This is a genomic window from Arthrobacter sp. RCC_34, from assembly GCF_041360795.1.
In the GTDB taxonomy this organism is placed as follows: domain Bacteria; phylum Actinomycetota; class Actinomycetes; order Actinomycetales; family Micrococcaceae; genus Arthrobacter_E.
Genome location: NZ_JBFUPW010000001.1, coordinates 1,100,343 through 1,121,148, shown reverse-complemented (window position 1 = coordinate 1,121,148; position 20,806 = coordinate 1,100,343). Strand labels below are relative to the sequence as shown.

Below are 20,806 nucleotides of genomic sequence, written 5' to 3'. Positions count from 1 at the left end.
GTTGGCCTCGCCCCCCAGAACAGGAGGCCACCAGAATCACCTTCAAGCCCCCAATGACCATGAAGGTGAGCCCATCACGCGTCCGCGCTCCCCCGACGAGTCTCCCCATCAGATGCCCACAAGACGTCAACGTCTCGACGCCTTTACGTTACACCACCTGTCATAATATTGATCTGATGCGCTCAATATGACCGCGGACGGCAGCGTGTTCCAGCGGTGCTCACGCGTGGTCAGGCCGGGTCCTCGGCACGATCCCTGCCGGTCTCAAGCAGCAAGACGATCTGCCCAACCGTCTTGCCCATGATCTCGGGCAACTCACTCCACCGCCCGCTGAACGCGACCAGCTCTTTCGCCCCTAGACCCGACGACACGATCAACCACGCCGCAGACTCGCAGTCGACGCCTGAGCGAAGACGCCCTTCAGACTTGGCCAGTTCCAGCTGCCCGACGACGAACGCCTTCCACGTGCGGAATGGGTCGATCCGCCGCTCGGGGTAGAACCGTCGGGACTCCTGTGCGATCCGGATGCCAGCCCTGACGATCGGCTGAGAACTGATGTTCACGGCCACCGCATGAAACGTGGACTGGAGCACCGCGAGCGGGTCACTCCCGGCTGACGCACCGGCGCGCTGCGCTTCCCGCATACTGTCTCCCTCGGCATTCAGAAGGGCGGCGCCGATGTCGACGACGGAACCGAAATAGCGATTCACCTCCTGAAGCGGCGCAGGGAGGACGCGAGCGACGTCCGACAGGGCCACGTCCGCAAGTGGCATGTCGACAAGCAACGATGCTGCGGCCGAGAGAATCTCCTGCCTGCGCTCTGAGTCAGGAATCATGCCCGCACCTCACCTCTCACTGAAGTACGCCAGATCCGCCACACCTTCGACGCCCACCGATGCCAAGGATCGGACACGCACGGTCCGCAGCCGCCGGCCGTCGATCGCCACGGCGCCCTCCCGGTCCAACGTCGTCACGGCTTCAAAGGGTCCGGGGACGATCGGCCGTCCACCATGAACCGCAATGGTCATCGTCCGCATCCACAGATTGTCCACGCCAGTCCGGTCTGTCGCGTGAGCCCGGTACACCAAAGCCTGAGCCAGCTGGCCCATGGTGACAAGGAAGTCGATGGCTGACGCATACGCCGGGGCCTGGTCGGCAGTCGTCCCGATCGCGAGGACATGCCTCGATCTGAGTTCATGGACCATGGCATCAGGCTCGTCCACCGCAGACGCGATCGAGTGGTCCCGATAGTCGAGATCACTGATCGTCTCAGCCATCGTCGAAGGCTTGATCGCCGCCACGGCAAGCCCCAATTCGACCTTCATGTTCCCCACCCGGGCCGAGCACCATTCGAGCGACCGCCCGCCATGTGCACGCCTGCTCATCTCAAGCGCGACCGGGACGTCGGTCAACCGATCCCACGGTTCGCTCCCCGCCCGGATCTTCACGTACCTGACCCAGTATTGCGTATCGCTTTGAGACGTGAAGGCCTCCCGCGAGTGGGTCTTGGCGAGTGCTGTCATCGGGAGTGCCAGCGCGTCCACCGAGCTCAGATGCGGACGGCGGGAACGCCCGTCTGACCCGAGCGACCACAGCACCGGATAAGTGACTCGCCCCTGCCATAGCTTGCCGTCGCCGTCGCCGTCTTCCAGCAACTCGTGCTTGACCTGACGGTATCCGCCGCCGAAGTACCGATGTTCCGCGGGACCGAGCTCATCTTCAAGACTCATCCCGCCAGGCCTCTCCCCCACGATTTCTCCTTCGTCACGCAGAGATCCATTACAGCGCCTTCACTATATTAATTCACCGACGGCGAGACAAGGACCGCGAAGGAGGCGGCTTGATAGACTGGCCGCATGGCAACCAAACGAGGCCGGCCGCTCTCTTCTGATGTCAGCGAAGCCCTGCGACAGGCCGCCGAACGCATCATGCGGAGCTCGGGTTACTCAAGCCTCACCGTCGACGGCCTCGTGGCAGAGGTCGGCACCACGAGGCCGACGTTTTATCGCAGGTACCGTAACGTCGGACACCTGGCGTTCGACGTCATCCAGCATCGATTCGGCGTGAACGAGATCGAGGACACGGGAGCCCTTAGCTCCGACCTCCTCCGGCTTCAGCGCCAGGAGGTCGCGATGTTCGCCGATCCGTTGCTGCGGAACAACCTCCCAGGGCTGCTGGAGACGATCCGTATCGACGAGTCGATCCGGCACCTTTACCTCACTCAGTTCATCGGGCCCCGCCGGGCCAATGTGCAGGCCGTCTTGGATCGGGCCGTCACCCGCGGAGAGATGGAAGCCTCGCAGATGGACCTCGACTGGATCTGCGATCTACTCCTGAGCCCACTGCTCACCAAGGCACTCCTGCCAGTGGGCGCGGGTCTCACGGACGAACTCGCCCGCCGAACCGCCGAACTGGCCTTCGATCAGGCGACACGGAGCAGTGCGGTCGTAGCCCGAGGCTGAACTGCCTCGCCCTGCGTGGAACCCTCAGCCCCCAGCGGCCCTCGTCCGCCAACCTCGTCTTGTTGGTGCCACTGGGTTCACATTCCCGAGCGGAGCTCCCTAGGCAGGCACAGCGACCGTGGCCCCCAAAAACGCCGAAGGGCCGGTCTCTCGACCGGCCCTTCATCTGTGGAGGTAAGGGGATTCGAACCCCTGACCTTCTGCATGCCATGCAGACGCGCTACCAACTGCGCCATACCCCCCTATTCACTTGTCCACCTCGCCGGGAAATCGTTCCCCGCCGCTGCGACTCATATAGCTTAGACCACCGGTGGCGGATCGCCCAAATCGAGCCCTGACCTGCGCTTCCATACCTCAGAAGCCCAGGTTGGCCCGACCCTCACCGGAGCCCGTCGAGGGAGCTCATCACGGTCATCAGGAGACTCTTCAGTTTCTCGGCATCCTCGCGGCCAAGCCCCACGATTTCCCCCAACCGACCCGGCACTTCCGCCACCACCTCGCGGAGAGCCAGCCCCTCCGGCGTCAGGGACACCAGCACGCGCCGCTCATCCTCCGGCGAGCGGTGCCGAGTCAGTCGCCCCGCCGCCTCGAGACGCTTTAGTAAGGGTGTCAGGGTGCCACTGTCGAGCCGCAGCCGCTCCCCCAGCTCACCGACACTCAGGGAACTCTCCGCCCTCCACAGCGCGAGCATCACCAGATATTGCGGGTAAGTGAGGCCCGATTCGGCCAGCAGCTCCCCATAGGCGCGCGTCACGGCGCGCGATGCCGCGTGCAGCGGGAAGCACAGCTGCGCGTCGAGGTCGAGTTGTTCGTAGGACATGTCTCTATTCTAGATTGCGCATTTGTATTTTGCACAATATAGTTGCGTACATGACTACAAAAGCTCTCTACACAGCCACCGCCGTCGCCCATGGAGATGGCCGCAACGGCCACATCCAGTCCTCCGACGGCCTCCTCGACGCCCCGGTCCGCACCCCGAAGGAACTCGGCGGAGCCGGCGGAGCCACCAACCCGGAACAGCTCTTCGCCGCCGGGTACGCCGCCTGCTTCCACTCGGCACTCAAGCTTGTGGCGGCACAGGCCAAGCTCGACGCCGGTGAATCCGAAGTCGTTGCCGACGTCTCGCTGCACTCCCTCGACAATGGCGGCTACGGCCTCTCCGTCCGCCTCGAGGTCGACCTGCCCGCACTCCCCCGCGAGCAGGCTCAGGAACTGATCGAGAAGGCGCACCAGGTCTGCCCGTACTCCAACGCGACGCGCGGCAACATCGACGTCGAACTCGCGGTGGCCTGACATGACCGTCCTCGCCGTCGTCGGCCTCATCCTGAGCGGCATCGCCGCGCTCGTGCACGTCTTCATCTTCTGGATGGAATCCTTCGCCTGGACCTCGCCGCGGGCGCGCGCCGTGTTCGGCACCAGCGAGACCGAAGCCACCGCCACTCGTGAGCTGGCCTTCAACCAGGGCTTCTACAACCTCTTCCTGGCGATCGCCGTCCTGCTCGGCATCATCCTCGTGGCCGCCGGCCAGCCCGCCGTCGGCAACACCCTCGTCTTCACCGGCGCCGGCTCGATGGTCGCCGCCAGCCTGGTGCTCCTGCTCTCCAGCCCGGAGAAGGCATCCGCAGCGCTCAAGCAGGGCGTGATCCCCGCGCTTGGCGTCATCTCCCTCATTCTCGGCATCACCCTCTGACCCGGAAGGAACCCCATGACTGACTTCACCACCACCGAGATCCAGCTCGCCCGCCGCCCCGAAGGCTGGCCCGTGCCGGAGGACTTCAACACCGCGACCGTCACCCACCCCGCGCTCGAGCCCGGTCAGGTCCGCGTCCGCAATGAGTTCATCTCCGTGGATCCGTACATGCGCGGCCGGATGAACGACACCCGCAGCTACGTCGCCCCTTATCCCCTGGGCGAGGCGATCGCGGGCGGCGCCATCGGCCGCGTGGTGGAGTCCGCTTCCGACGTTCTGCCCGTCGGCACGGTGGTGCTGCACCAGCATGGCTGGATGGACGGCGTCCAGGATGCCGCCGAGACATTCCGTGCCGTCCCCGAGATCCCGGGCGTGCCCCTCTCCCTGCGTCTGCACATCCTCGGCATGACCGGCCTCACCGCCTACGTGGGCCTCACCGAGATCGCGAGCCTCAAGGAAGGCGAGACCGTCTTCATCTCCGGCGCTGCCGGCGCCGTGGGCACCGCGGCCGGCCAGATCGCGAAGCTTCTGGGCGCCAAGCGCGTCATCGGCTCGGCCGGGTCCCCCGAGAAGGTCGCCCTGCTGACCGAGAAGTACGGCTACGACGCCGCGTTCAACTACAAGGACGGCGACGTGCGCGAACTCCTCGCGGCCGCCGCTCCGGAGGGCATCGACGTCTACTTCGACAACGTCGGCGGGGACCACCTCGAAGCCGCTCTGGACGCGTTCAACGACGGCGGCCGCGCGGCACTGTGTGGCGCGATCTCCGCGTACAACACCACGGAGCGCACGCCGGGCCCGGACAACATGGCCAATATGATCACCCGGGGTCTGCGGCTCCAGGGCTTCACCCTCGGCTCCTACCTGCACCTCGGCCAGGAGTTCTCCGAGCGGATGAACGGCTGGTTCAGCGAGGGCCTCATCAGCTACGACGAGACGATCGTCGACGGCGTCGAGAACACCGTCGAGGCGTTCCTGTCCATGATGCGTGGCGCCAACACCGGCAAGATGCTGGTCCGTATCTAGCCACCTGCGCGGTTCGACCCCCGGCTTGGTGGACGACCCACGGAAATTTCCGTGGGTCGTCCACCAAGCCGGGGGGTTTTCCGTTGCGGCGCACCCGGAGAACGCTGAAAGGGCCCCGGAACCTCCATGGTTCCGGGGCCCTTTCAGCGCGGCGCGCCCTCCCCAGTGCGGCCGGGCCTGAGGGGTGGGACTACTTGGTTCCGCCCAGATGCGCCGCCCACGGGTAGTAGACGTAGTCGAACGACGCCGGGGCGCCGGTGATGCGGTTGTTCATCCACACGTCGTTGCGGAGCTCCACACCCGGGAACATCGGGTTCATCTCGTCGAGGAGTTTCTTCTCCGCCTGTGCCACCACGGCGGCACGCTGCGCCGGATCCTTGGTGGCGCGGGCCTGGGCGAACAGGGTGTCGATGCCGTTGTAGCCGGACTGGTTGAACGTTCCGCCGGTCACCGCGGTGGTGGCGAGCCAGTCGAGCGGGTTGGGGATGCCTGGCCAGAACTGCGTGTAGAGCAGGTCGGTGGCGCCTCGGGTGGCCGGGTCGTACAGGTAGTTGGAGTAGCCGGTGGCCGGAACCACGTTGAGCTTGAACTTCAGGCCGATCTTGTCCGCGGAGTCCTTGATCGACACCCCGAGCTGCTGGGTCTCGGCCTGAGCCGGGACCACCAGAGTGATCTCCTTCGCCTTCACCTCCGCCGGGACATCCGCGAGGAGCGCCTTGGCCTTCTCGATCTGAGCGGTGCCATCCGAGGCGACCGTGCCGGCGAGCTTATTCAGCTCATCCTTGGCGAAGCCGTACACGGACGGCGGGGTCTGCAGCTTGCTCGGCGTGCCGAGGCCCCCATACACCGTCTGTCCGATGCCCTTCCAGTCGATGGCCAGCTGCAGTGCCTTGCGGACGTTGGTGTTCGCCAGAGCGCCCTTCGGGTTGGCGACCACGAGCGTCGTCTCCAGAGGCGCCGCGCCCACGTAGTACTTACCGGCCGAGGAGGCCTTGAGCTGGGCGGTGCCGGAGGTCGGCACGTTGTATGTCCCGTCGATCTGTCCGGCCAGCAGACCCGAGGTGATCGCGTTGTCATCGGTCAGGAAGGTGAAGTCGATCTGCTTCACCTTGGGCTTGAGGTCCTTGTTCCAGTACCCGTCATACCGGGTGGCCGAGATCGACTGACCCTGCTTCCACTGGCTGAAGCGGTACGGGCCCGTGCACATGAGGCCCGTGTCCGGCGAGCCGAACTTCTTCCCGGCCTTCTGGTGGAACGCTTTCTCCACCACGACGCCGGCGGAGCTGGCCATCTCCTCGTTGAACAGATAGTCCGGCTTGGTGAGCTTGACGGTGACCTGGTGCTCGCCGCTCTTGGCCACGGAGGCCACGTTCGCGTAGAGGTAGTTGTAGAAGGAGGTCTTGTCCTTCAGGTTCACGTCCAGGCTGTAGGCGACGTCGTCTGCGGTCATCGGGGTGCCGTCCCAGAACGTGACGTCATCCCGCAGCTCATAGACCCAGGTGAGCGGGTCAGGATTGGTGAAGGACTTCGCCAGACCCGGCTTGATCTGGAAATCCGGGGTCTGCTGGAGCAGGCTCTCGCACATGTTCGAGTTGATCATGTTCGGGTGTAGTCGGCGGCGTGGAAGGGATCCACGGTCTGCGGCTCGCCTTGGAAGACGTTCCACGTGACCTTTTCGACCTCGGCGCCACCCGCTGGGGTGAGCGTGGTCAGGCCGCCGTCCGTGCCCGACGTCGTCGTCTGCACGGCTTTGCTGCTGCAACCGGCGAGAGCCTCAACGGCGATCAGGCCGATGGCGACGGCCGAAGCGCCGCGGCGGCGCGGGCTGAGGGTGGAGGGATGGTGCATGGGTGGCTCCTTGAGAGGGTGATGCAGAAATCAGGACCGTGCGGAGACGGTGAGGGGATCCCAGCCCTCGCGCGGAACACTGTCGCGCAGGAGGCGGGTGTAGGGATGCTGCGGGTGGTCGAGCACCTGGGCGGTGGCGCCGTGCTCGACCACTTCGCCGTGGCGCATGACGATCGTGTCGTCGCACACCTGACGGATGACCGCGAGGTCATGGCTGATGAACAGGTAGCTCACGCCCCTTTGCTCGCGGATGTCGGAGAGCAGATTGAGGATCTGCGCCTGGATGGAGACGTCGAGGGCGGAGACGGCTTCGTCCAGAATGAGGATCTCCGGCTCGGCCGCGAGCGCCCGGGCGATCGCCACGCGCTGCCGTTGCCCGCCCGAAAGCGCCTTCGGCAGGGCGTTCAGCTGGCGTTCGTCGAGGCCCACGAGCTCCCCGAGTTCCCGCACCCGCTTCTTGGTCTCCTCCCGGTCGAGCCGGAAGTGGACGCCAAGCACCTCGGCGAGGCAGTCCCCGACCCTCTGCCTGCGGTCCAGCGACGTGTACGGATCCTGAAAGACGATCTGGATGTTCCGTCCGCGTTCCCGCAGCTCACGGACGGTACGGGCGGGCCGGGTGCGATCCTCTCCGCGGAACAGGATCCGCCCTTCCGTGGGGTCCTCCAGGCCGATGATCATCCGCGCCGTGGTGGTCTTGCCGGATCCGGACTCCCCGACGATCCCGAGGGATCCTCGCTCGCCCAAGGCGAAGCTGACCCCTGCGACCGCGGTGGCCTCGTGGCGTCCCTTGCCGAACTTCTTGGTCAGCTGCTCGACGACGAGCAGTGGTGTGGTGCTCACAGGGTCTCCTCCCCCGGTTCGACAGTCGACGGCGTGTCGCCGCCGTGCGCGGCCGTCCCCGCCGCGATCGGCACGGCCGCCGCAGCTCCCGACGGGCGGGTCAGCAGCTTCCCGTGCAGCTCGGGCATCCGGAGGCAACGGCTGTCCCCGTGCCCGCCGATCTGGAGGAGCGGCGGCACACCGGCCCGACACGCTTCCTCGGCGAACGGGCAGCGCGGGGCGAAAGCGCAACCGTCCGGCGCCTCGTAGGCCGTGGTGGGGTGACCCGGCAGGGCGGGGAGACGATCCGCCCGGTGGGTGATCTCCGGCCGGGCGCGGACGAGCGCGGCGGTGTACGGGTGCAGCGGATCGTGGTGCAGCCGGGTCGCGGTCTGGCGTTCGACCACCTGTCCCGCGTAGAAGACCACCGTGTCGTCGCAGACCGCGCTGGCCAGCTCCAGGTCGTGCGTGATGAAGAGCATCGACATCCCGTACTCGGCCTGCATCCGCTTGAGGATCACCATGACCTCCGCCTGCGTGGTGACGTCGAGCGCCGTCGTCGGTTCGTCGGCGAGGATCAGGCGGGGCCGGACGGCCACCGCGGCGGCGATCATGACTCGCTGCAGCAGACCGCCACTCAGTTCATGCGGGAACTGCCGCAGGCGCCGTTCGGGGTCGTGGATGCCCACCTCGTCCAGCAGGGCGACAGCGCGCGCCTCCGCCGCCTTCCGCGGCATCCTCTGATTCGTGCGCAACGCCTCGGTGAGGAAGTCACCGATCCTGCGGACCGGGTTCGTGTGGGCACGCGCGTCCTGGAAGATCATGGACACGTCACCGGCGCGGTACTTGCGCAGCGCTTCGCCCCGGAGATCGAAGACCTCCTGGCCGTCGAAGCGCACCTGGCCCGTGACCTCTGCGCCGGGAGGCAGAAGGCGGGCGATGGTGCGGACGGTCATGGATTTCCCGGAACCTGATTCACCCACCAGGCCGAGTGCTTTGCCCTCTTCCAGTTCGAACGAGACGTCCCGGAGCACGGTCCGCAGCTCATGGGCGACGGGCAGCTTCACGGTCAGGCCGTCGACGGACAGGAGCGGCCCGGTCGAAGCGCGCCGGGAAGCCTCTCGCGGAGTGGCGGAGGGGGTGAGGGACATCATGAGCGGGCCTCCGAGCGTTCGGTGAGGCGGTCGCCGAGCACGTTGACGGCGGCGACCGTGATGACGATGAGAGCACTCGCGAAGAGCGCCTCATCCGGGTGGCCCTGCAGGATGCCCGACATTCCGGTGCCGACGGTGGCGCCCCAGTCAGCGGTGGGCGGCTGCACCCCGAGGCCGATGAAGGAGAGGCCGGCAAGGTCCATGAGTGCGAAGCCGAAAGCCAGGGTGGCGTTGGCGACGATCAGGCCGGCGATGTTCGGCAGGATGTGCCGCAGCGAGATCAGGAGGCCCCGGACGCCTTGCACCCTCAGTGCCGCGACATAGGGCAGATTGCGTTCACGGAGTGCCGCACTGCGGACGATCCGCCCGATGTACGGGATGTAGGCGATGGCGAGCGCCGCGATGGCCGCCGTCAGACCCGCCCCGAAAAGCGCCGTCGCCAGGATGGCGAGCAGCAGTCCCGGGAAAGCGAACACGGCGTCCATCACCCGCACCGACACCTGGTCGAACCAGCCGCCGAACCACACGGCGGCCAGGGCCAGCGCCGTGCCGAGGACAGTGGAGACGAGCACCACCAGGAACGGGCCGAGCAGTGCGGTCTGGGCACCGAACAGCAGACGCGCCAGCAGGTCACGTCCGTTGCCGTCGGTTCCGAGCAGGTGCTCCGCGCTGGGGTCCTGGTACGCCTCGGACAGGCTGACGGCGTTGGGGTCGGCGGGCACCAGCAAAGGGCCGAGCACGGCCAGGAGGACGACGACGGCCAGGACTCCGGCCGCGATCCGTCCGGAGGCCCCGAGGGAACCGGAACGGCGTAAGCGGCGCGCGCTCCGGGCGATCATGCGCCGGTCGGCGGCGGCGGTGGTCATGAGGCGCTCCTTCCGAGCGTGACGCGGGGGTCGAGCAGCGAGTAGAGGATGTCGATGGCCGTGTTCAGCAGGATGAACGACCCCACATAGACCAGGCAGATCGCCTGGACCACCGGGAAGTCCTTCTGCTGCACGCTCGAGACCAGGAACTGGCCGAAGCCACCGAGCTGGAACACCTGTTCCACCACGACGCTGCCCGCGATGAGACCGGCGATGGTCAGGCCCGCCACGGTCAGCACGGGCATGGCCGCGTTGCGGATCACGTGGCGCTGGACGATGAACCGGCGCGGCAGGCCCCGGCTGATGGCGGTCTGCACGTGGTCGGCCTGCAGTTCCTGGCGGATGGCCGCCTGGGCGAGGCGCGCCACGAAAGCCACGGACGCCAGCGCTAGTCCCAGAGCCGGGAGGACCATGTGGTAGACCGCGTCCAGGCCGGGCGCCCCCGCCCCGAAGACCGGGAACCAGCCCAGATTCACGGCGAAGACGAGGATGAGCAGCACCGCCGCCACGAAGGTCGGGACGGCCATGACGGCCGTCGCGAGACCCATGGTGGACCGGGACACGATGCCAGGCTTGAGCCCTGCGAACACCCCGATGACCAGCCCGAACACGAGCACGATCACCGCGGACAGCGCCACCAGGAGCAGCGTGTTCGAGGCGCGCGCGGCCAGCAGATCGGACACCGGCTGGTTGTAGATGATCGACGTGCCGAAGTCACCGTGCAGCACGCCGCCCAGCCACCGGAGGTACTGGAGCCACAGCGGATCGTCGAGGTGGTACTGGGCTTTCAGCTGGGCGATGCCCTCGGGCGGGAGCGACCTGCCGTGGGTGAGGAACGTGAGCGGATTGCCCGGCGCGGCGTACAACGCGCCAAAGACCACCAGACTGGCCACGAACAGGGTGGCGAGCAGGCCGCCGATCCGTTGCGCGATGAAGCGGAACAGCCCCCAATCGGGTCCGCGGCGCGGAGTCTCGGACGAGGCCGGAGCCGTGACCGGGGAGGCCGGCCCGGCGTCGATCTGTTCACTCATGCCGGGATCCTGTCCTCTGCGGCGCGCTGCCGCCCGCCCTGCGCGTCCTCGGCCAGGTGCACGGTCCTGCCCCCGACGACGGTCCGCACCACGCGCGCCTCCAGGAGCTCCTCGAGCGGCGCGCTGAAGATGTCGCGGTCCAGCACGATGAAATCGGCATGGAGCCCCGCGGCCAGCCGCCCGTAACGGTCCTCGGAGCGGCAGGCCCAGGCAGCGTCCCGGGTGGCGTGTTCGACGGAATCGGCCAGGGGCACGGCGTACCGCGGCAGGTTGGCCTCGCGGCTCGGGTCCAGTGCCGAGCGCCGGGTGGCCGCGACGTACATGTTCGGGAGCGGGGCTTCGGGCGAGGTGGGCGAGTCGGTGCCGAAGACCAGGGGTGCGCCGGCGTCGCTCATCTCGGGCCACGGGTAGCCCCGCTCAACGCGGGCGTCCCCGAGCTGAGCCCGCCAATTGTCCTGGATGGCCGGGTCGGCATGGACAGGCTGCATGCTGGCGGTGATGCCCAGGGCGGCGAGGCGTTCGATGTCGGCGGGGTCCGCCACTTCCAGGTGCTCGATCCGGTGTCGGCGCTGGGCCGGCCCGTTCTCGGTCACCGCGCGCTCGACGGCGGCGATCGCGATCCTGATCGCCTCGTCGCCGATCGCGTGCATCGCCACCTGGAGTCCGGCGGCATCCGCGGCGACCACGACGGGGGCCAGTTCCTCGAGGCTCCAGACCGGGTCGGCGCTGCTCCCGTCGGCATAGGGCGCTCCCAGCGCGGCGGTGCAGCCGTCGACCGTGCCGTCCACCATGACCTTGATCCCGGTGATCCTCAGCCATTCGGACTGCTGTTCGGCGGCCAGGGCCGCGACCTTTTCGACCTGGGCGAGGTTCTGAGCCGGGTCGCCCGTGGGCTGGACCCGCCAGTGCGCGACGATGCGGGCGGTGAGCGTGCCGTCACGTTCGGCGCGCCGCATGGCGGCGAGGTCGCCGTCGTCGAGCGCCATGTCCGTGGTGGCGGTGACGCCGGTCCGCCGGTAGCTCTCCAGTGCGGCGGCGAGGGCCACGTCCCGGTCCGCATCGCTGACGTGCGCGTCCAGCACGGGCCAGACCAGGCGGTGCATGGCGGTCTCGTCGACGTACCCGGTCGCGTGGCCCTCGGCATCGCGGTGCACCGTGCCCCCGGGCGGATCCTGGGTGGCGTCGTCGATGCCCGCCATGTCCAGGGCGGCGGTGTTGAGCCAGATCGAGTGGAAATCGTAGGCCTGGGCGAAGACCGGACGGTCGGCGACCACGGTGTCCAGCTGGTGGCGATCCGGCACGCCGCCCGGGAGTGCCCCGTGATTCCAGCCGTGGGCCCGGATGACGGGGACCTCCGGGTGGGCGGCGGCCCACTCACCGATCCGTCGCTGGATCTCGTCGAGGTCCGTGGCGCCCCAGAGATCCACTTGGGCGGCGGCCTCTCCCGTGCCGACGACGTGGGCGTGTCCGTCGACGAAGCCGGGCAGGACCGTGGCGCCGTCCAGGTCGATCTCCCGGACATCGTCGCCGGCGAGACGCCGTGCGGTCTCCTCGTCACCGACGTAGGCGATCCGCCCGTCGACGACGAGCAGTGCTTCCGCCCACCGTCGTCTGTCCGCGGTGAAGAACCTGGCGTTCCCATAGAGTTCGGATGCCAACGCTGCCTGCTTTCCCTGAGTTTGGTCACATGAGGTGTGCTGTCCGCCCCGGCCGTTGAAGCCGTTGCGGAGCCTGCGCCAAACGTAGGGAAGTAAAATGTTTTACTCAAGGAGTTTCCGGGCTCACCGGACGTCAGGATCCGACAGCGGACCCCTAAATCCCCGAAAATGACTGTGATTCAGCTCACTGAAAAAGTTTCAGACAAGGACGATTTCCACCCTTCTCACGAGCACTCGGGGCGTCACAATCGGCTTCGCGGAGTCCCCGCCGGCCGGCCGTGGCGAACCCATCGCGGAATTCGCCACGGTGGCGGTCGCGATGGGTTCGCCCCGGCCGGCTCTGGCGGTGATCTGAGCGCGACCACGACGCCGGCTGGACTCAGCCTTCCTTGCGGCGCACCATCTCCGTGATCCACACCGGGGCGAAAGGCGAAGTGCAGCCCGGCGGCGTGGGGTAGTCCTTCAGGACTTCGAGCCGCTCCCCGATGTCCAGGGCGCGGGCCCGCAGCGCAGGATGTTCGATCCCGATCTGCGCGAGGCAGTGGTTCATCGCCCACTGCAGGCGCTCCGGCGCGTCCTTCATCCTGGCTTCGATCGTGTCCAGGAGGCCGTCCAGGTCCAGGCCCTCGGGCTTCTTGGCGACCCGGTCCACCGTGAGCATCCACCCTGCGCTCGCCACCACGGGGTCCTCGTCCGCGAACCACAGGAGCCGCAGGTCCTCGGCGTGCGGGGACTTCTTGACGACGTAGTTCACGAGCCAGTCCTGGACCTTCGGGGCGCGGGCCTCGCGCAGCATCGTGTCGAGCTCGTCGCGGCTGAACTCCTTGGGACGGCAGATCAGCAGGGACAGCAGCCTGGCTGCGGTGTCGCCGGTGGCCCAGAGCTCGCGGGCGAGGTCCTGCTGGGTTTTCAGGCGTTTCGCGATGGCCCGCAGCTTGCCGAGATTCACGCCGTGGTCGTCGCCGTGGCGGAGATTGACCTCACGGGCCCGTGGGTCGTCCAGTGCCGCGAGCTCTTCCATCAGCCCGGCCACGGTGGTCGCCTCGGTGGTTGCGGACATCGCGTCTCCTGTCGCTCGTGAGCCTCACGGTGCGCTGAGTCATGGTGCTCTGTGTCAGCCTACGCCGCAGGAGCGCAGGCCGAACCGGATCAGACCTTCTTGACCACGCTGGATTTGAGCTGCATGGGCCCGAAGCCATCCACCTTGCAGTCGATGTCGTGATCCCCCACGCCCTCGATCAGCCGGATGTTCCGCACCTTGGTGCCCACCTTGATGGAGGTGGGGCTGCCCTTGACCTTCAGGTCCTTGACGATCGTGACGGTGTCACCGTCGGCGAGCACCTTGCCCACGGCATCCTTGATGACCTTCTCCGCACTCTCCTCGGCGGACGCGGGCTCCCATTCGTGGGCGCATTCCGGGCACACGAGGAGCGCGCCCATCTCGTAGGTGTACTCGCTGGAGCACTCGGGGCAGGGAGGCAGGGTTTCACTCACCGTCAGATTTTATCCGGGCGAGGCTCTCCTGCGCAGCGTGCTCCGGTTCGCTGCGCTGTGCAAGGGCCGGCCGCAGCCATGCTGCGGCCGGCCCCGGCAATTAGAACCCCACTCCCCGACCCGGCCTCACCGACCGGCGATGGCGCCGCCCAGGCGCTTCACGCCTTCTCGCAGGGTGTCCTCATCCTCCAGCGAGAACGCCAGCCGCAGCTGCGAGAGGCCCGGCGCCCCGGCGCCGAAGTCCGGACCGTCGTAGAACGCGGTCCCCGGAACGAAGACCACCTTGGCGTCGATCGCGGCGTCCAGCACCGTGTGGCAGGAAACCCCTTCAGGCAGATCCAGCCAGGTGAAGAACCCGCCACGCGGCACGCTCCAGCGGGTCCCCGCCGGCATGTGCTCCTCCAGTGCTTCCCGCACGGCCGCGGCCCGGCCGCGGTACAGGCCACGCGCCGTTGTGAGCGCCGTCTGCCAGTCATGACCCAGCACGTACTCCTCGATGAGCGCCTGGCTCAGCACCGATGCGCAGATGGTCGTGGCTTCGGAGGCGAGCTGCAGCGGACGGCGCAGCGGCTCGGGCGCCACGGCCCAGCCCACCCGGAGACCGGGTGCCACGATCTTGGAGAACGACCCGAGGTAGATGACGTTCTCCGGATCGAGCTGCTGCATGCTCTGCTGGACCTCACCGTCGAAGGACAGGAGGCCGTAAGGATTGTCCTCGATGATCGGCACCCCGGCGCGGCGGCACACCTCGACCACCCGTGGGCGCCGCTCGGCCGAGAGGGTGATCCCGGTGGGGTTGTGGAAGTTGGGGATCGTGTAGAGCGCCTTGACCGTGCGGCCCTGCGAGCGCAGCCGGGCAATCGTCTCCTCGAGGGCGTCCGGGCGCAGGCCGTCCTGGTCCATGGCGACATGTTCCACCTCCACCTGCAGCCCAGCGAACACGCCGAGCGCGCCCACATAGGTGGGCCCCTCGGCCAGGATCACGTCGCCCGGATCGCACAGCAGCTTGATGACCAGCTCCAGGGCCATCTGCGAGCCGGCGGTGATCTGGACGCTGTCCGCGTCCACGGGGATGCCTTCCGCCGCCATGACCCGCACGACGGCGTCGCGCGCGCCCTGCGTCCCGGTGCCGGAGCCGTACTGGAGCGCTTCCATGCCGCGCTCCGTGACGATCCGTGAGGCGGCGGCTCCCAGCTCCGCGAGAGGAAGGACGGTGAGGTCCGGGTTGCCGCCGGCGAGCGAGATCACGCCCGGCTGCATCGACACCTCCCAGAAGTCGCGCACCGGAGAGGGGCGGTAGCCGGCCGCGCGGGCGGCGGGCTGGAGGAAGGTGGGGGTGGTGCTCATGGTCGCCTCATTCAGGGTGGGTGCGGCACCGGCGTCGTCGCCGGTCTGGCCTGGTTTCAGTGATAGTCGACGGCGGTTGCGCCCGCCGTCGCGCGAGGGAGTTTCAGTTCGGATTCGACGAAGCTGTGGAGGATCGCATGCATGCGCGGCGCGGTCATACCGAAGGTGCCGTTGATGGCCTGGAAGGCCAGGCCATCGGTGAGCCCCAGGACCGAATTCACCACGTCCTCCACGGTGCGGTCGGTGACGGCCTGGCCGGAGTCGAGGGCGTCCTGGATCGCCTCGGTGAAGAGCCGCTGCCAGTAGCGGAGCCGGTCGTTGACCTTCTCCGCCAGGGACGGGTCCAGGCGCGCGGCGGCGTAGAGCTCGAACCAGAACCCCCACGCGTCGGTGAAGTCCTTCTCCCCCATGACCGCGTAGTCGATCAGGCCGCGGAGCTTGCGGGCGGCGTCCGCTCCGCCGTGCCGCGAGGCGATCTGACGCCATTCGGCCTCGGACTCCTCCATGCGGTGCTCCACGCAGGCCTCGATCAGCTTGTCCCGGGTGCGGAAGTAGTGCTGGATCATGCCCACGCTGAACCCCGTGGCGTCCGACACCGCCCCGAAGGAACAGCCGGACAGGCCGGAATTCACGATCACGGACGCGGTGGAGCGAAGGATCTCGACCCGCCGTTCGGCGATGGCCTCCTCGGTGACGGCATTGCTCCTGCGACGCACCACGGTGCCCATGGACTTCCTCCTGACGGATTGCAGTGACATTCAGAACGCTAGCGGATCGCCCTTGACAGTGACTCGCATCACTCAAATAATAAGTTGAACTTATTGAAGTTTTCAACAGCAACCCCAGCTGCCTCCCCTCCAGCCGCCAAGGAAGACCCACCATGAAAAAGATCGCCGACAAGAAGATCGCAGCCGGCCGCCTGGCCCGCCGCACGGCTCTCACCCTGACCGCCCTCGCCCTCGTGGCCGGCACCTCCGCCTGCACCAACGCCGAGACCCCGGCGGCGGCGGGCAACCCGGGAGCCTCCGGCACCAATGCCCCCGGCGGGGTGGGCGCGGGTGGCCGCACGGCGGCGGAGGCCGTGCAGGCGGATCCCGCGGTCGAAGCCCTCGTGCCGGCGGCCCTCAAGCAGAAGGGCGCCCTCAGCCTCGTCACCGACCCGACCTACGCGCCCATCACCTTCACCGACAGCAGCGGCGCCTTCGTGGGCCTCGAGCCGGACCTCGCCGTCGCCGTCGGCAAGAAGATGGGCCTCAAGGCCGACTTCAGCAAGGGTGACTTCAACGGCATCATCGCGGGCATCCAGGCCAAGCGCTACGACGCCTCCTGGGCCGCCTTCTCCATCACGGCCGACCGCGCCGCGCAGGTGGACATGGTCAGCTACATGAAGGGCGGCACGTCCGTCATGGTGAAGAAGGGCAACCCCTCCGGCGTGCAGAAGGTGGAAGACCTCTGTGGCAAGACCGTGGCGGCTCAGACCGGCACCACGCAGGCACTCTCCGTCCTCCCCGCCTTCCAGAAGCAGTGCGCCGACGCCGGCAAGGGCCAGATCACCGCACTGATCCTCCCGCAGCAGGACAACGTGAATCAGGCCGTCTCCACGGGCCGCGCCCAGGCCATGGCCGCCGACAACGCCCTCGTGGCGTACTACTCACAGCTGCAGCCGGACGTGTTCTCCGCGGTGGACAGCATCCTCGTGGAACCTGCGCTCACGGGTGTGATCACCAACAAGGCGGACTCCGCCCTGGCCAAGGCGTTCCAGAAGGCTCTCGGCTCGCTCATGGCGGACGGCACCTACCAGAAGATCCTCTCCGCCTGGGGCATGTCGGCCTCCGCGATCCCGGCCTCCGCGATCAACCCCGTCAAGTAGCCCGCGCGCCGACACCAGGAGCACCCCGTGACCCCTTCCAGCCCCGGAACCGTGACCGAAGACCACGGCCGGATCGATTACCTGGCCATGTCCGGGCTTCCCGTCCTGAAACGACGGCGCCCCGGGCAGGTGGTCTCCGTCATCGTCATCGCCCTCCTCATCCTCCTGATGGTGGGCACCCTGCTGACCAACCCCGGCTTCGGCTGGCCCACCGTCGGCAAGTACCTCTTCGACACGCGCATCCTTGCCGGTCTGCTCCTGACCCTGGAGCTGACCGTCATCGCCGAGGTCATCGGCTTCGCGGTCGGCATGATCCTGGCCGTGATGCGGATGAGCCCCAACCGGCTCATCTCCGGTGTGGCCGGCGCCTACATCTGGTTCTTCCGCGGCACACCGCTGCTCGTCCAGCTCCTCTTCTGGGGCTTCGCCGCGGCCCTGTTCCCCACCATCGGCATCGGCATCCCATTCATCGGACCGAACTTCGTGGAGTGGAACACCAATGACGTCATCTCCCTGATGGGGGCGGCCATCCTGGGTCTCGGACTGAATGAGGCCGCATACACGGCGGAGATCATCCGGGCCGGTCTGCTCAGCGTTCCCGCCGGACAGACGGAGGCCAGCCGGTCCATGGGCTTCAGTCACCTGAAGACCCTCTGGTACGTGGTGATCCCCCAGTCCATGAAGGTGATCATCCCGCCCATCGGCAACAACGTGATCTCCATGCTCAAGACCACCTCGCTCGTGATCGTGATCGGCGTCGGCGACCTGCTCTACAACGCCCAGCAGATCTACGCCCAGAACCTCAAACAGATCCCCCTGCTGATCGTGGCCAGCATCTGGTACATCGCCCTGACCAGCGTCCTGAGCTGGTTCCAGTCGCGGCTCGAGAAGAAGTACTCCAAGGGCACCGCCCGTCCGGCCAAGCCCGCCAAGAAGGAGGCCCGCTGATGGCTACCGTCGAGTTCCTCAACGTCCACAAGAGCTTCGGCCCGGTCGAGGTCCTCAAGGGGATCGATTTCCGTGTGGAACCGCAGCAGGTGGTGTGCCTGATCGGCCCGTCCGGCTCCGGCAAATCCACGCTGCTGCGCTGCGTGAACCACCTCGAGGTCACCACCGCAGGCGCCATCCTGGTCAATGACCAGATGATCGGCTACAACGTGCACGGCGACCGTCTGGTCGAAGCGTCCGACGCCGAGATCGACCGACGACGTGCCCGCATCGGCATGGTGTTCCAGAGTTTCAACCTCTTCGGGCACATGACGGCCCTGGAGAACGTGATGTTCGGCCCCACCAAGCTGCTCAAGACGCCCAAGGCCCTGGCGGAGAGCGAGGCCAGGGAACTCCTGGCCAAAGTGGGCCTGGCCGAGCGTGCCAACAACTACCCGTCCCAGCTCTCCGGCGGTCAGCAGCAACGGGTGGCGATCGCCCGGGCCCTCTCCATGAAGCCCGACCTCATGCTGTTCGACGAACCCACCTCGGCCCTGGACCCCGAGCTGGTCGGCGAAGTGCTGGACGTGATGAAGCAGCTGGCCGCGAGTGGCATGACCATGATCGTCGTGACCCACGAGATGGGGTTCGCCCGTGAAGTGGCGGACGTCGTGGTCTTCATGGACGGCGGCGTGATCGTGGAACAGGGCCTCCCGGACGACGTCCTCCTGAACCCGCAGCACGACCGCACCCGGTCCTTCCTCTCCAAGGTCCTCTGACGGAGCTCCTCCGACGCAAGTTCTCTGACCAGGAACCCTGCCGCGGAGTTCCCGCACCCGGCGCCTGCTGCCACGGACCGTCGTCGTCCCGCCCCTCGCCTCTTCGACCGAAAGCCCCCCATGCGCACCCTCACCACCTTCCACCGGTCCGCCGCCCAGGCCCACCCTGTGGTGCTCCACCACGCCACCTTCCACACCCTGGAGGACGGGTCCTCGCCGGAGGCCCTCCTCGTCTTCGGCCAGGACATCGCCGCGGCTGGGACGCTCGAGCACTGCCTCACGGCAGCGGCGGCCCTGAGCCCCGCGGCGCCGGAGGTCGTCGACCTGGGCGGCGCCGTCGTCGTCCCCGGCTTCATCGACGCACACGCCCACCCGCTCATGTACGGCCAGCTCATGACGTGGGTGGACTGCGGACCGGAGAAGGCCGGGTCCATTCCCGAGATCGTGGCGCTCCTGCAGGAGGCCGCGAGAGACCTGCCGGCTGGCCTGCCGGTGCGCGGCTACGGGTACGAACACCGGAACCTCGTGGAGGGCCGCCACCCCACGCGGCACGAGCTGGACCAGGTGGCCACCGACCGTGAGGTGTACCTGATGAACGCGTCGGGGCACGGCGGGGTGGTGAACAGCTTCACCCTGGAGCTCCACGGCGTCACGCGGGACACCCCGAATCCCCCGGGCGGCGAGTTCTTCCGGGACGCCGACGGCGAGCTCACGGGCGAGCTGTCCGACGCCGCCTGCAACGTCCTCACCGGGGTGCATGGCGTGAAGGTGGGCCACCACGGTCCGAACTTCCACCTCGCCGACGCCCCGGAGGAGCACCTCCGTCAGCTCGCGACCGCCCAGGAGAAGTTCCTGGCCGGCGGGGTGACCGCGATCGGCGACGCCCAGGTGTCCCGCCGCGAGTTCGACATGTACCTGCGGCTGGCTGAAGCCGACGGCCTGAAGACCCGCGTGAGCATGTATCTGCTGTCCCATCTGCTCGACGACGCGCTCGAGATGGGCCTGCACGGCGCCTTCGGCAACGACATGCTCAGCTTCGCCGGGATCAAGCTCTACGCGGACGGGACCCTGGGCGGCTGGACCGCGTACTTCCCGGACGGCTACGTCGGCGATCCGTGCCGGACCGGCCAGCTCTACCACGAGCCCGCTGAATACCGGGAGCTGATCCGCAAAGCGCACGCCGCGGGCATTCAGACGGCCACCCACGCGCAGTCCCCCACCGCGCTGGAGATGGTCATCGGGGCGATCGAAGCAGCTCTGGAGGACCGTCCGGACGACGACGCGCGGCACCGGATCGAACACTGCGGTCTGCCGACGCCCGAGCAGATCGAGCGGATGGCCACCGCCGGAATCTTCCCGGTCAATCAGCCGCAGCACTACTACAACTGGGGCGAGGGCGTCACCGCCGCCATCGGCACACCCGGCGAGCGCTTCAACCCGCTCGGTGAATTCGTCCGGGCCGGTGTGCCGGTCACCATCAGCTCCGACGCCCCCGTGGCAGATCCGCTGCCCCTCGAGGCCATCCAGGCCGCGGTCACCCGTGTCACCCGCCGGGGCCACCGGCTCGGTTCCCTCGATCTGCGCATCACCCGTGAAGAGGCCCTGACGGCGCACACCCTCACGGCCGCCCGGGCGATCGGACGGGAAACCGATCTCGGCTCCCTCGCGGTCGGCAAGCGGGCCGACTTCGCAGTACTGTCCGCCGATCCCCTCACGGTCCCCGAGGACGAGATCGCCCGGATCCAGGTCCTGCAGACCTGGGTGGACGGGCGTCGCCGCTTCCTCGCCGGAACCCCCACCGCCATCCCCGCACAGCACGCGAACCAGGACTGAGC

At 67.7% G+C, this 20,806-nt stretch carries 22 protein-coding genes and 1 tRNA gene; 8 read left to right on the top strand and 15 right to left on the bottom strand.

Features of this window, described 5'->3' with window-relative positions; all coding sequences use genetic code 11:
- Positions 1-230: 230 nt before the first annotated feature.
- Positions 231-836, bottom strand: a complete 606-nt coding sequence (locus tag AB6732_RS05300; RefSeq protein WP_066210431.1) for a TetR/AcrR family transcriptional regulator — start codon at positions 834-836, stop codon at positions 231-233.
- A 9-nt stretch (positions 837-845) separates the two neighbouring features.
- Positions 846-1,730, bottom strand: a complete 885-nt coding sequence (locus AB6732_RS05295) for an AvrD family protein (RefSeq protein ID WP_370958921.1) — start codon at positions 1,728-1,730, stop codon at positions 846-848.
- Between the two features lie 126 nt (positions 1,731-1,856).
- Between AB6732_RS05295 and AB6732_RS05290 the strand changes: the two genes are divergently transcribed.
- On the top strand, positions 1,857-2,462 hold the full coding sequence (locus AB6732_RS05290) for a TetR/AcrR family transcriptional regulator (RefSeq protein ID WP_066210435.1): 606 nt from the start codon (positions 1,857-1,859) through the stop codon (positions 2,460-2,462).
- A gap of 169 nt (positions 2,463-2,631) precedes the next feature.
- Here AB6732_RS05290 and AB6732_RS05285 read toward each other — a convergent pair.
- Together AB6732_RS05285 and AB6732_RS05280 are read right to left on the bottom strand one after the other, a co-directional pair.
- Positions 2,632-2,704: transfer RNA gene (locus AB6732_RS05285), tRNA-Ala, on the bottom strand.
- A gap of 137 nt (positions 2,705-2,841) precedes the next feature.
- Positions 2,842-3,282 (bottom strand): MarR family winged helix-turn-helix transcriptional regulator, encoded by a 441-nt coding sequence (locus AB6732_RS05280; protein WP_370958919.1) that lies wholly within the window; start codon positions 3,280-3,282, stop codon positions 2,842-2,844.
- A 50-nt stretch (positions 3,283-3,332) separates the two neighbouring features.
- On the opposite strand from AB6732_RS05280, the gene AB6732_RS05275 reads away from it, so the two are divergent.
- Genes AB6732_RS05275 through AB6732_RS05265 form a run of 3 tightly spaced genes read left to right on the top strand, consistent with a single transcriptional unit; the run spans position 3,333 to position 5,178 of the window.
- Positions 3,333-3,755: an organic hydroperoxide resistance protein gene (locus tag AB6732_RS05275; RefSeq protein ID WP_066210439.1), complete on the top strand. Its 423-nt coding sequence runs from the start codon at positions 3,333-3,335 to the stop codon at positions 3,753-3,755.
- Between the two features lies 1 nt (position 3,756).
- On the top strand, positions 3,757-4,152 hold the full coding sequence (locus AB6732_RS05270) for a DUF1304 domain-containing protein (RefSeq protein WP_370958916.1): 396 nt from the start codon (positions 3,757-3,759) through the stop codon (positions 4,150-4,152).
- 15 nt (positions 4,153-4,167) lie between these two features.
- Entirely contained in the window at positions 4,168-5,178 is a 1,011-nt protein-coding gene (locus tag AB6732_RS05265; RefSeq protein ID WP_370958914.1) for an NADP-dependent oxidoreductase, read from the top strand.
- A 190-nt stretch (positions 5,179-5,368) separates the two neighbouring features.
- Here the strand turns inward: AB6732_RS05265 and AB6732_RS05260 are convergent, their stop codons facing one another.
- From AB6732_RS05260 to AB6732_RS05210, 11 genes are all read right to left on the bottom strand, one after another.
- The gene (locus AB6732_RS05260) at positions 5,369-6,778 is read right to left on the bottom strand and encodes an ABC transporter substrate-binding protein (protein WP_370958912.1); all 1,410 of its coding nucleotides are present in this window, start codon (positions 6,776-6,778) and stop codon (positions 5,369-5,371) included.
- A complete protein-coding gene (locus AB6732_RS05255; RefSeq protein ID WP_370958910.1) occupies positions 6,775-7,026 on the bottom strand; it encodes a hypothetical protein in 252 nt (83 codons plus the stop codon). Before AB6732_RS05255 ends, AB6732_RS05260 begins: the two co-directional genes overlap by 4 nt.
- A gap of 30 nt (positions 7,027-7,056) precedes the next feature.
- Positions 7,057-7,866, bottom strand: coding sequence for an ABC transporter ATP-binding protein (locus AB6732_RS05250; protein ID WP_370958908.1), 810 nt, complete (start codon positions 7,864-7,866; stop codon positions 7,057-7,059).
- Positions 7,863-8,999 carry an ABC transporter ATP-binding protein gene (locus AB6732_RS05245; protein WP_370958906.1) on the bottom strand — a complete coding sequence of 379 codons (1,137 nt, stop codon included), beginning with the start codon at positions 8,997-8,999 and terminating at the stop codon, positions 7,863-7,865. The genes AB6732_RS05250 and AB6732_RS05245 overlap by 4 nt, the downstream gene beginning before the upstream one ends.
- A complete protein-coding gene (locus tag AB6732_RS05240; protein WP_370958904.1) occupies positions 8,996-9,865 on the bottom strand; it encodes an ABC transporter permease in 870 nt (289 codons plus the stop codon). Before AB6732_RS05240 ends, AB6732_RS05245 begins: the two co-directional genes overlap by 4 nt.
- Entirely contained in the window at positions 9,862-10,896 is a 1,035-nt protein-coding gene (locus tag AB6732_RS05235; RefSeq protein WP_370958902.1) for an ABC transporter permease, read from the bottom strand. The genes AB6732_RS05240 and AB6732_RS05235 overlap by 4 nt, the downstream gene beginning before the upstream one ends.
- A complete protein-coding gene (locus AB6732_RS05230; protein WP_370958900.1) occupies positions 10,893-12,554 on the bottom strand; it encodes an amidohydrolase in 1,662 nt (553 codons plus the stop codon). The genes AB6732_RS05235 and AB6732_RS05230 overlap by 4 nt, the downstream gene beginning before the upstream one ends.
- A gap of 379 nt (positions 12,555-12,933) precedes the next feature.
- Entirely contained in the window at positions 12,934-13,614 is a 681-nt protein-coding gene (locus tag AB6732_RS05225) for a DNA alkylation repair protein (RefSeq protein ID WP_370958898.1), read from the bottom strand.
- An 89-nt stretch (positions 13,615-13,703) separates the two neighbouring features.
- The gene (locus AB6732_RS05220) at positions 13,704-14,048 is read right to left on the bottom strand and encodes a zinc ribbon domain-containing protein YjdM (protein ID WP_370958896.1); all 345 of its coding nucleotides are present in this window, start codon (positions 14,046-14,048) and stop codon (positions 13,704-13,706) included.
- A gap of 126 nt (positions 14,049-14,174) precedes the next feature.
- Positions 14,175-15,395 carry a PLP-dependent aminotransferase family protein gene (locus tag AB6732_RS05215; protein WP_370958894.1) on the bottom strand — a complete coding sequence of 407 codons (1,221 nt, stop codon included), beginning with the start codon at positions 15,393-15,395 and terminating at the stop codon, positions 14,175-14,177.
- Positions 15,396-15,451: 56 nt separating this feature from the next.
- Positions 15,452-16,123: a TetR/AcrR family transcriptional regulator gene (locus tag AB6732_RS05210; RefSeq protein WP_370958892.1), complete on the bottom strand. Its 672-nt coding sequence runs from the start codon at positions 16,121-16,123 to the stop codon at positions 15,452-15,454.
- Positions 16,124-16,275: 152 nt separating this feature from the next.
- On the opposite strand from AB6732_RS05210, the gene AB6732_RS05205 reads away from it, so the two are divergent.
- The 4 genes from AB6732_RS05205 (at position 16,276) to AB6732_RS05190 (ending at position 20,804) form a co-directional block, all read left to right on the top strand.
- On the top strand, positions 16,276-17,265 hold the full coding sequence (locus AB6732_RS05205; protein WP_370958890.1) for an ABC transporter substrate-binding protein: 990 nt from the start codon (positions 16,276-16,278) through the stop codon (positions 17,263-17,265).
- 27 nt (positions 17,266-17,292) lie between these two features.
- Positions 17,293-18,213, top strand: coding sequence for an amino acid ABC transporter permease (locus AB6732_RS05200; RefSeq protein WP_370958888.1), 921 nt, complete (start codon positions 17,293-17,295; stop codon positions 18,211-18,213).
- Positions 18,213-18,971 carry an amino acid ABC transporter ATP-binding protein gene (locus AB6732_RS05195; protein ID WP_370958886.1) on the top strand — a complete coding sequence of 253 codons (759 nt, stop codon included), beginning with the start codon at positions 18,213-18,215 and terminating at the stop codon, positions 18,969-18,971. Before AB6732_RS05200 ends, AB6732_RS05195 begins: the two co-directional genes overlap by 1 nt.
- A 120-nt stretch (positions 18,972-19,091) precedes the next feature.
- Entirely contained in the window at positions 19,092-20,804 is a 1,713-nt protein-coding gene (locus tag AB6732_RS05190; RefSeq protein WP_370958884.1) for an amidohydrolase, read from the top strand.
- The last annotated feature ends 2 nt before the right edge of the window (positions 20,805-20,806 follow it).

Coding starts and splice junctions, on each gene's coding strand:
- AB6732_RS05300 (WP_066210431.1), bottom strand. CDS start 836: ATGATTCCTGACTCAGAGCGCAGGCAGGAGATTCTCTCGGCCGCAGCA.
- AB6732_RS05295 (WP_370958921.1), bottom strand. CDS start 1,730: ATGAGTCTTGAAGATGAGCTCGGTCCCGCGGAACATCGGTACTTCGGC.
- AB6732_RS05290 (WP_066210435.1), top strand. CDS start 1,857: ATGGCAACCAAACGAGGCCGGCCGCTCTCTTCTGATGTCAGCGAAGCC.
- AB6732_RS05280 (WP_370958919.1), bottom strand. CDS start 3,282: ATGTCCTACGAACAACTCGACCTCGACGCGCAGCTGTGCTTCCCGCTG.
- AB6732_RS05275 (WP_066210439.1), top strand. CDS start 3,333: ATGACTACAAAAGCTCTCTACACAGCCACCGCCGTCGCCCATGGAGAT.
- AB6732_RS05270 (WP_370958916.1), top strand. CDS start 3,757: ATGACCGTCCTCGCCGTCGTCGGCCTCATCCTGAGCGGCATCGCCGCG.
- AB6732_RS05265 (WP_370958914.1), top strand. CDS start 4,168: ATGACTGACTTCACCACCACCGAGATCCAGCTCGCCCGCCGCCCCGAA.
- AB6732_RS05260 (WP_370958912.1), bottom strand. CDS start 6,778: ATGATCAACTCGAACATGTGCGAGAGCCTGCTCCAGCAGACCCCGGAT.
- AB6732_RS05255 (WP_370958910.1), bottom strand. CDS start 7,026: ATGCACCATCCCTCCACCCTCAGCCCGCGCCGCCGCGGCGCTTCGGCC.
- AB6732_RS05245 (WP_370958906.1), bottom strand. CDS start 8,999: ATGATGTCCCTCACCCCCTCCGCCACTCCGCGAGAGGCTTCCCGGCGC.
- AB6732_RS05240 (WP_370958904.1), bottom strand. CDS start 9,865: ATGACCACCGCCGCCGCCGACCGGCGCATGATCGCCCGGAGCGCGCGC.
- AB6732_RS05235 (WP_370958902.1), bottom strand. CDS start 10,896: ATGAGTGAACAGATCGACGCCGGGCCGGCCTCCCCGGTCACGGCTCCG.
- AB6732_RS05225 (WP_370958898.1), bottom strand. CDS start 13,614: ATGTCCGCAACCACCGAGGCGACCACCGTGGCCGGGCTGATGGAAGAG.
- AB6732_RS05215 (WP_370958894.1), bottom strand. CDS start 15,395: ATGAGCACCACCCCCACCTTCCTCCAGCCCGCCGCCCGCGCGGCCGGC.
- AB6732_RS05210 (WP_370958892.1), bottom strand. CDS start 16,123: ATGGGCACCGTGGTGCGTCGCAGGAGCAATGCCGTCACCGAGGAGGCC.
- AB6732_RS05205 (WP_370958890.1), top strand. CDS start 16,276: ATGAAAAAGATCGCCGACAAGAAGATCGCAGCCGGCCGCCTGGCCCGC.
- AB6732_RS05195 (WP_370958886.1), top strand. CDS start 18,213: ATGGCTACCGTCGAGTTCCTCAACGTCCACAAGAGCTTCGGCCCGGTC.
- AB6732_RS05190 (WP_370958884.1), top strand. CDS start 19,092: ATGCGCACCCTCACCACCTTCCACCGGTCCGCCGCCCAGGCCCACCCT.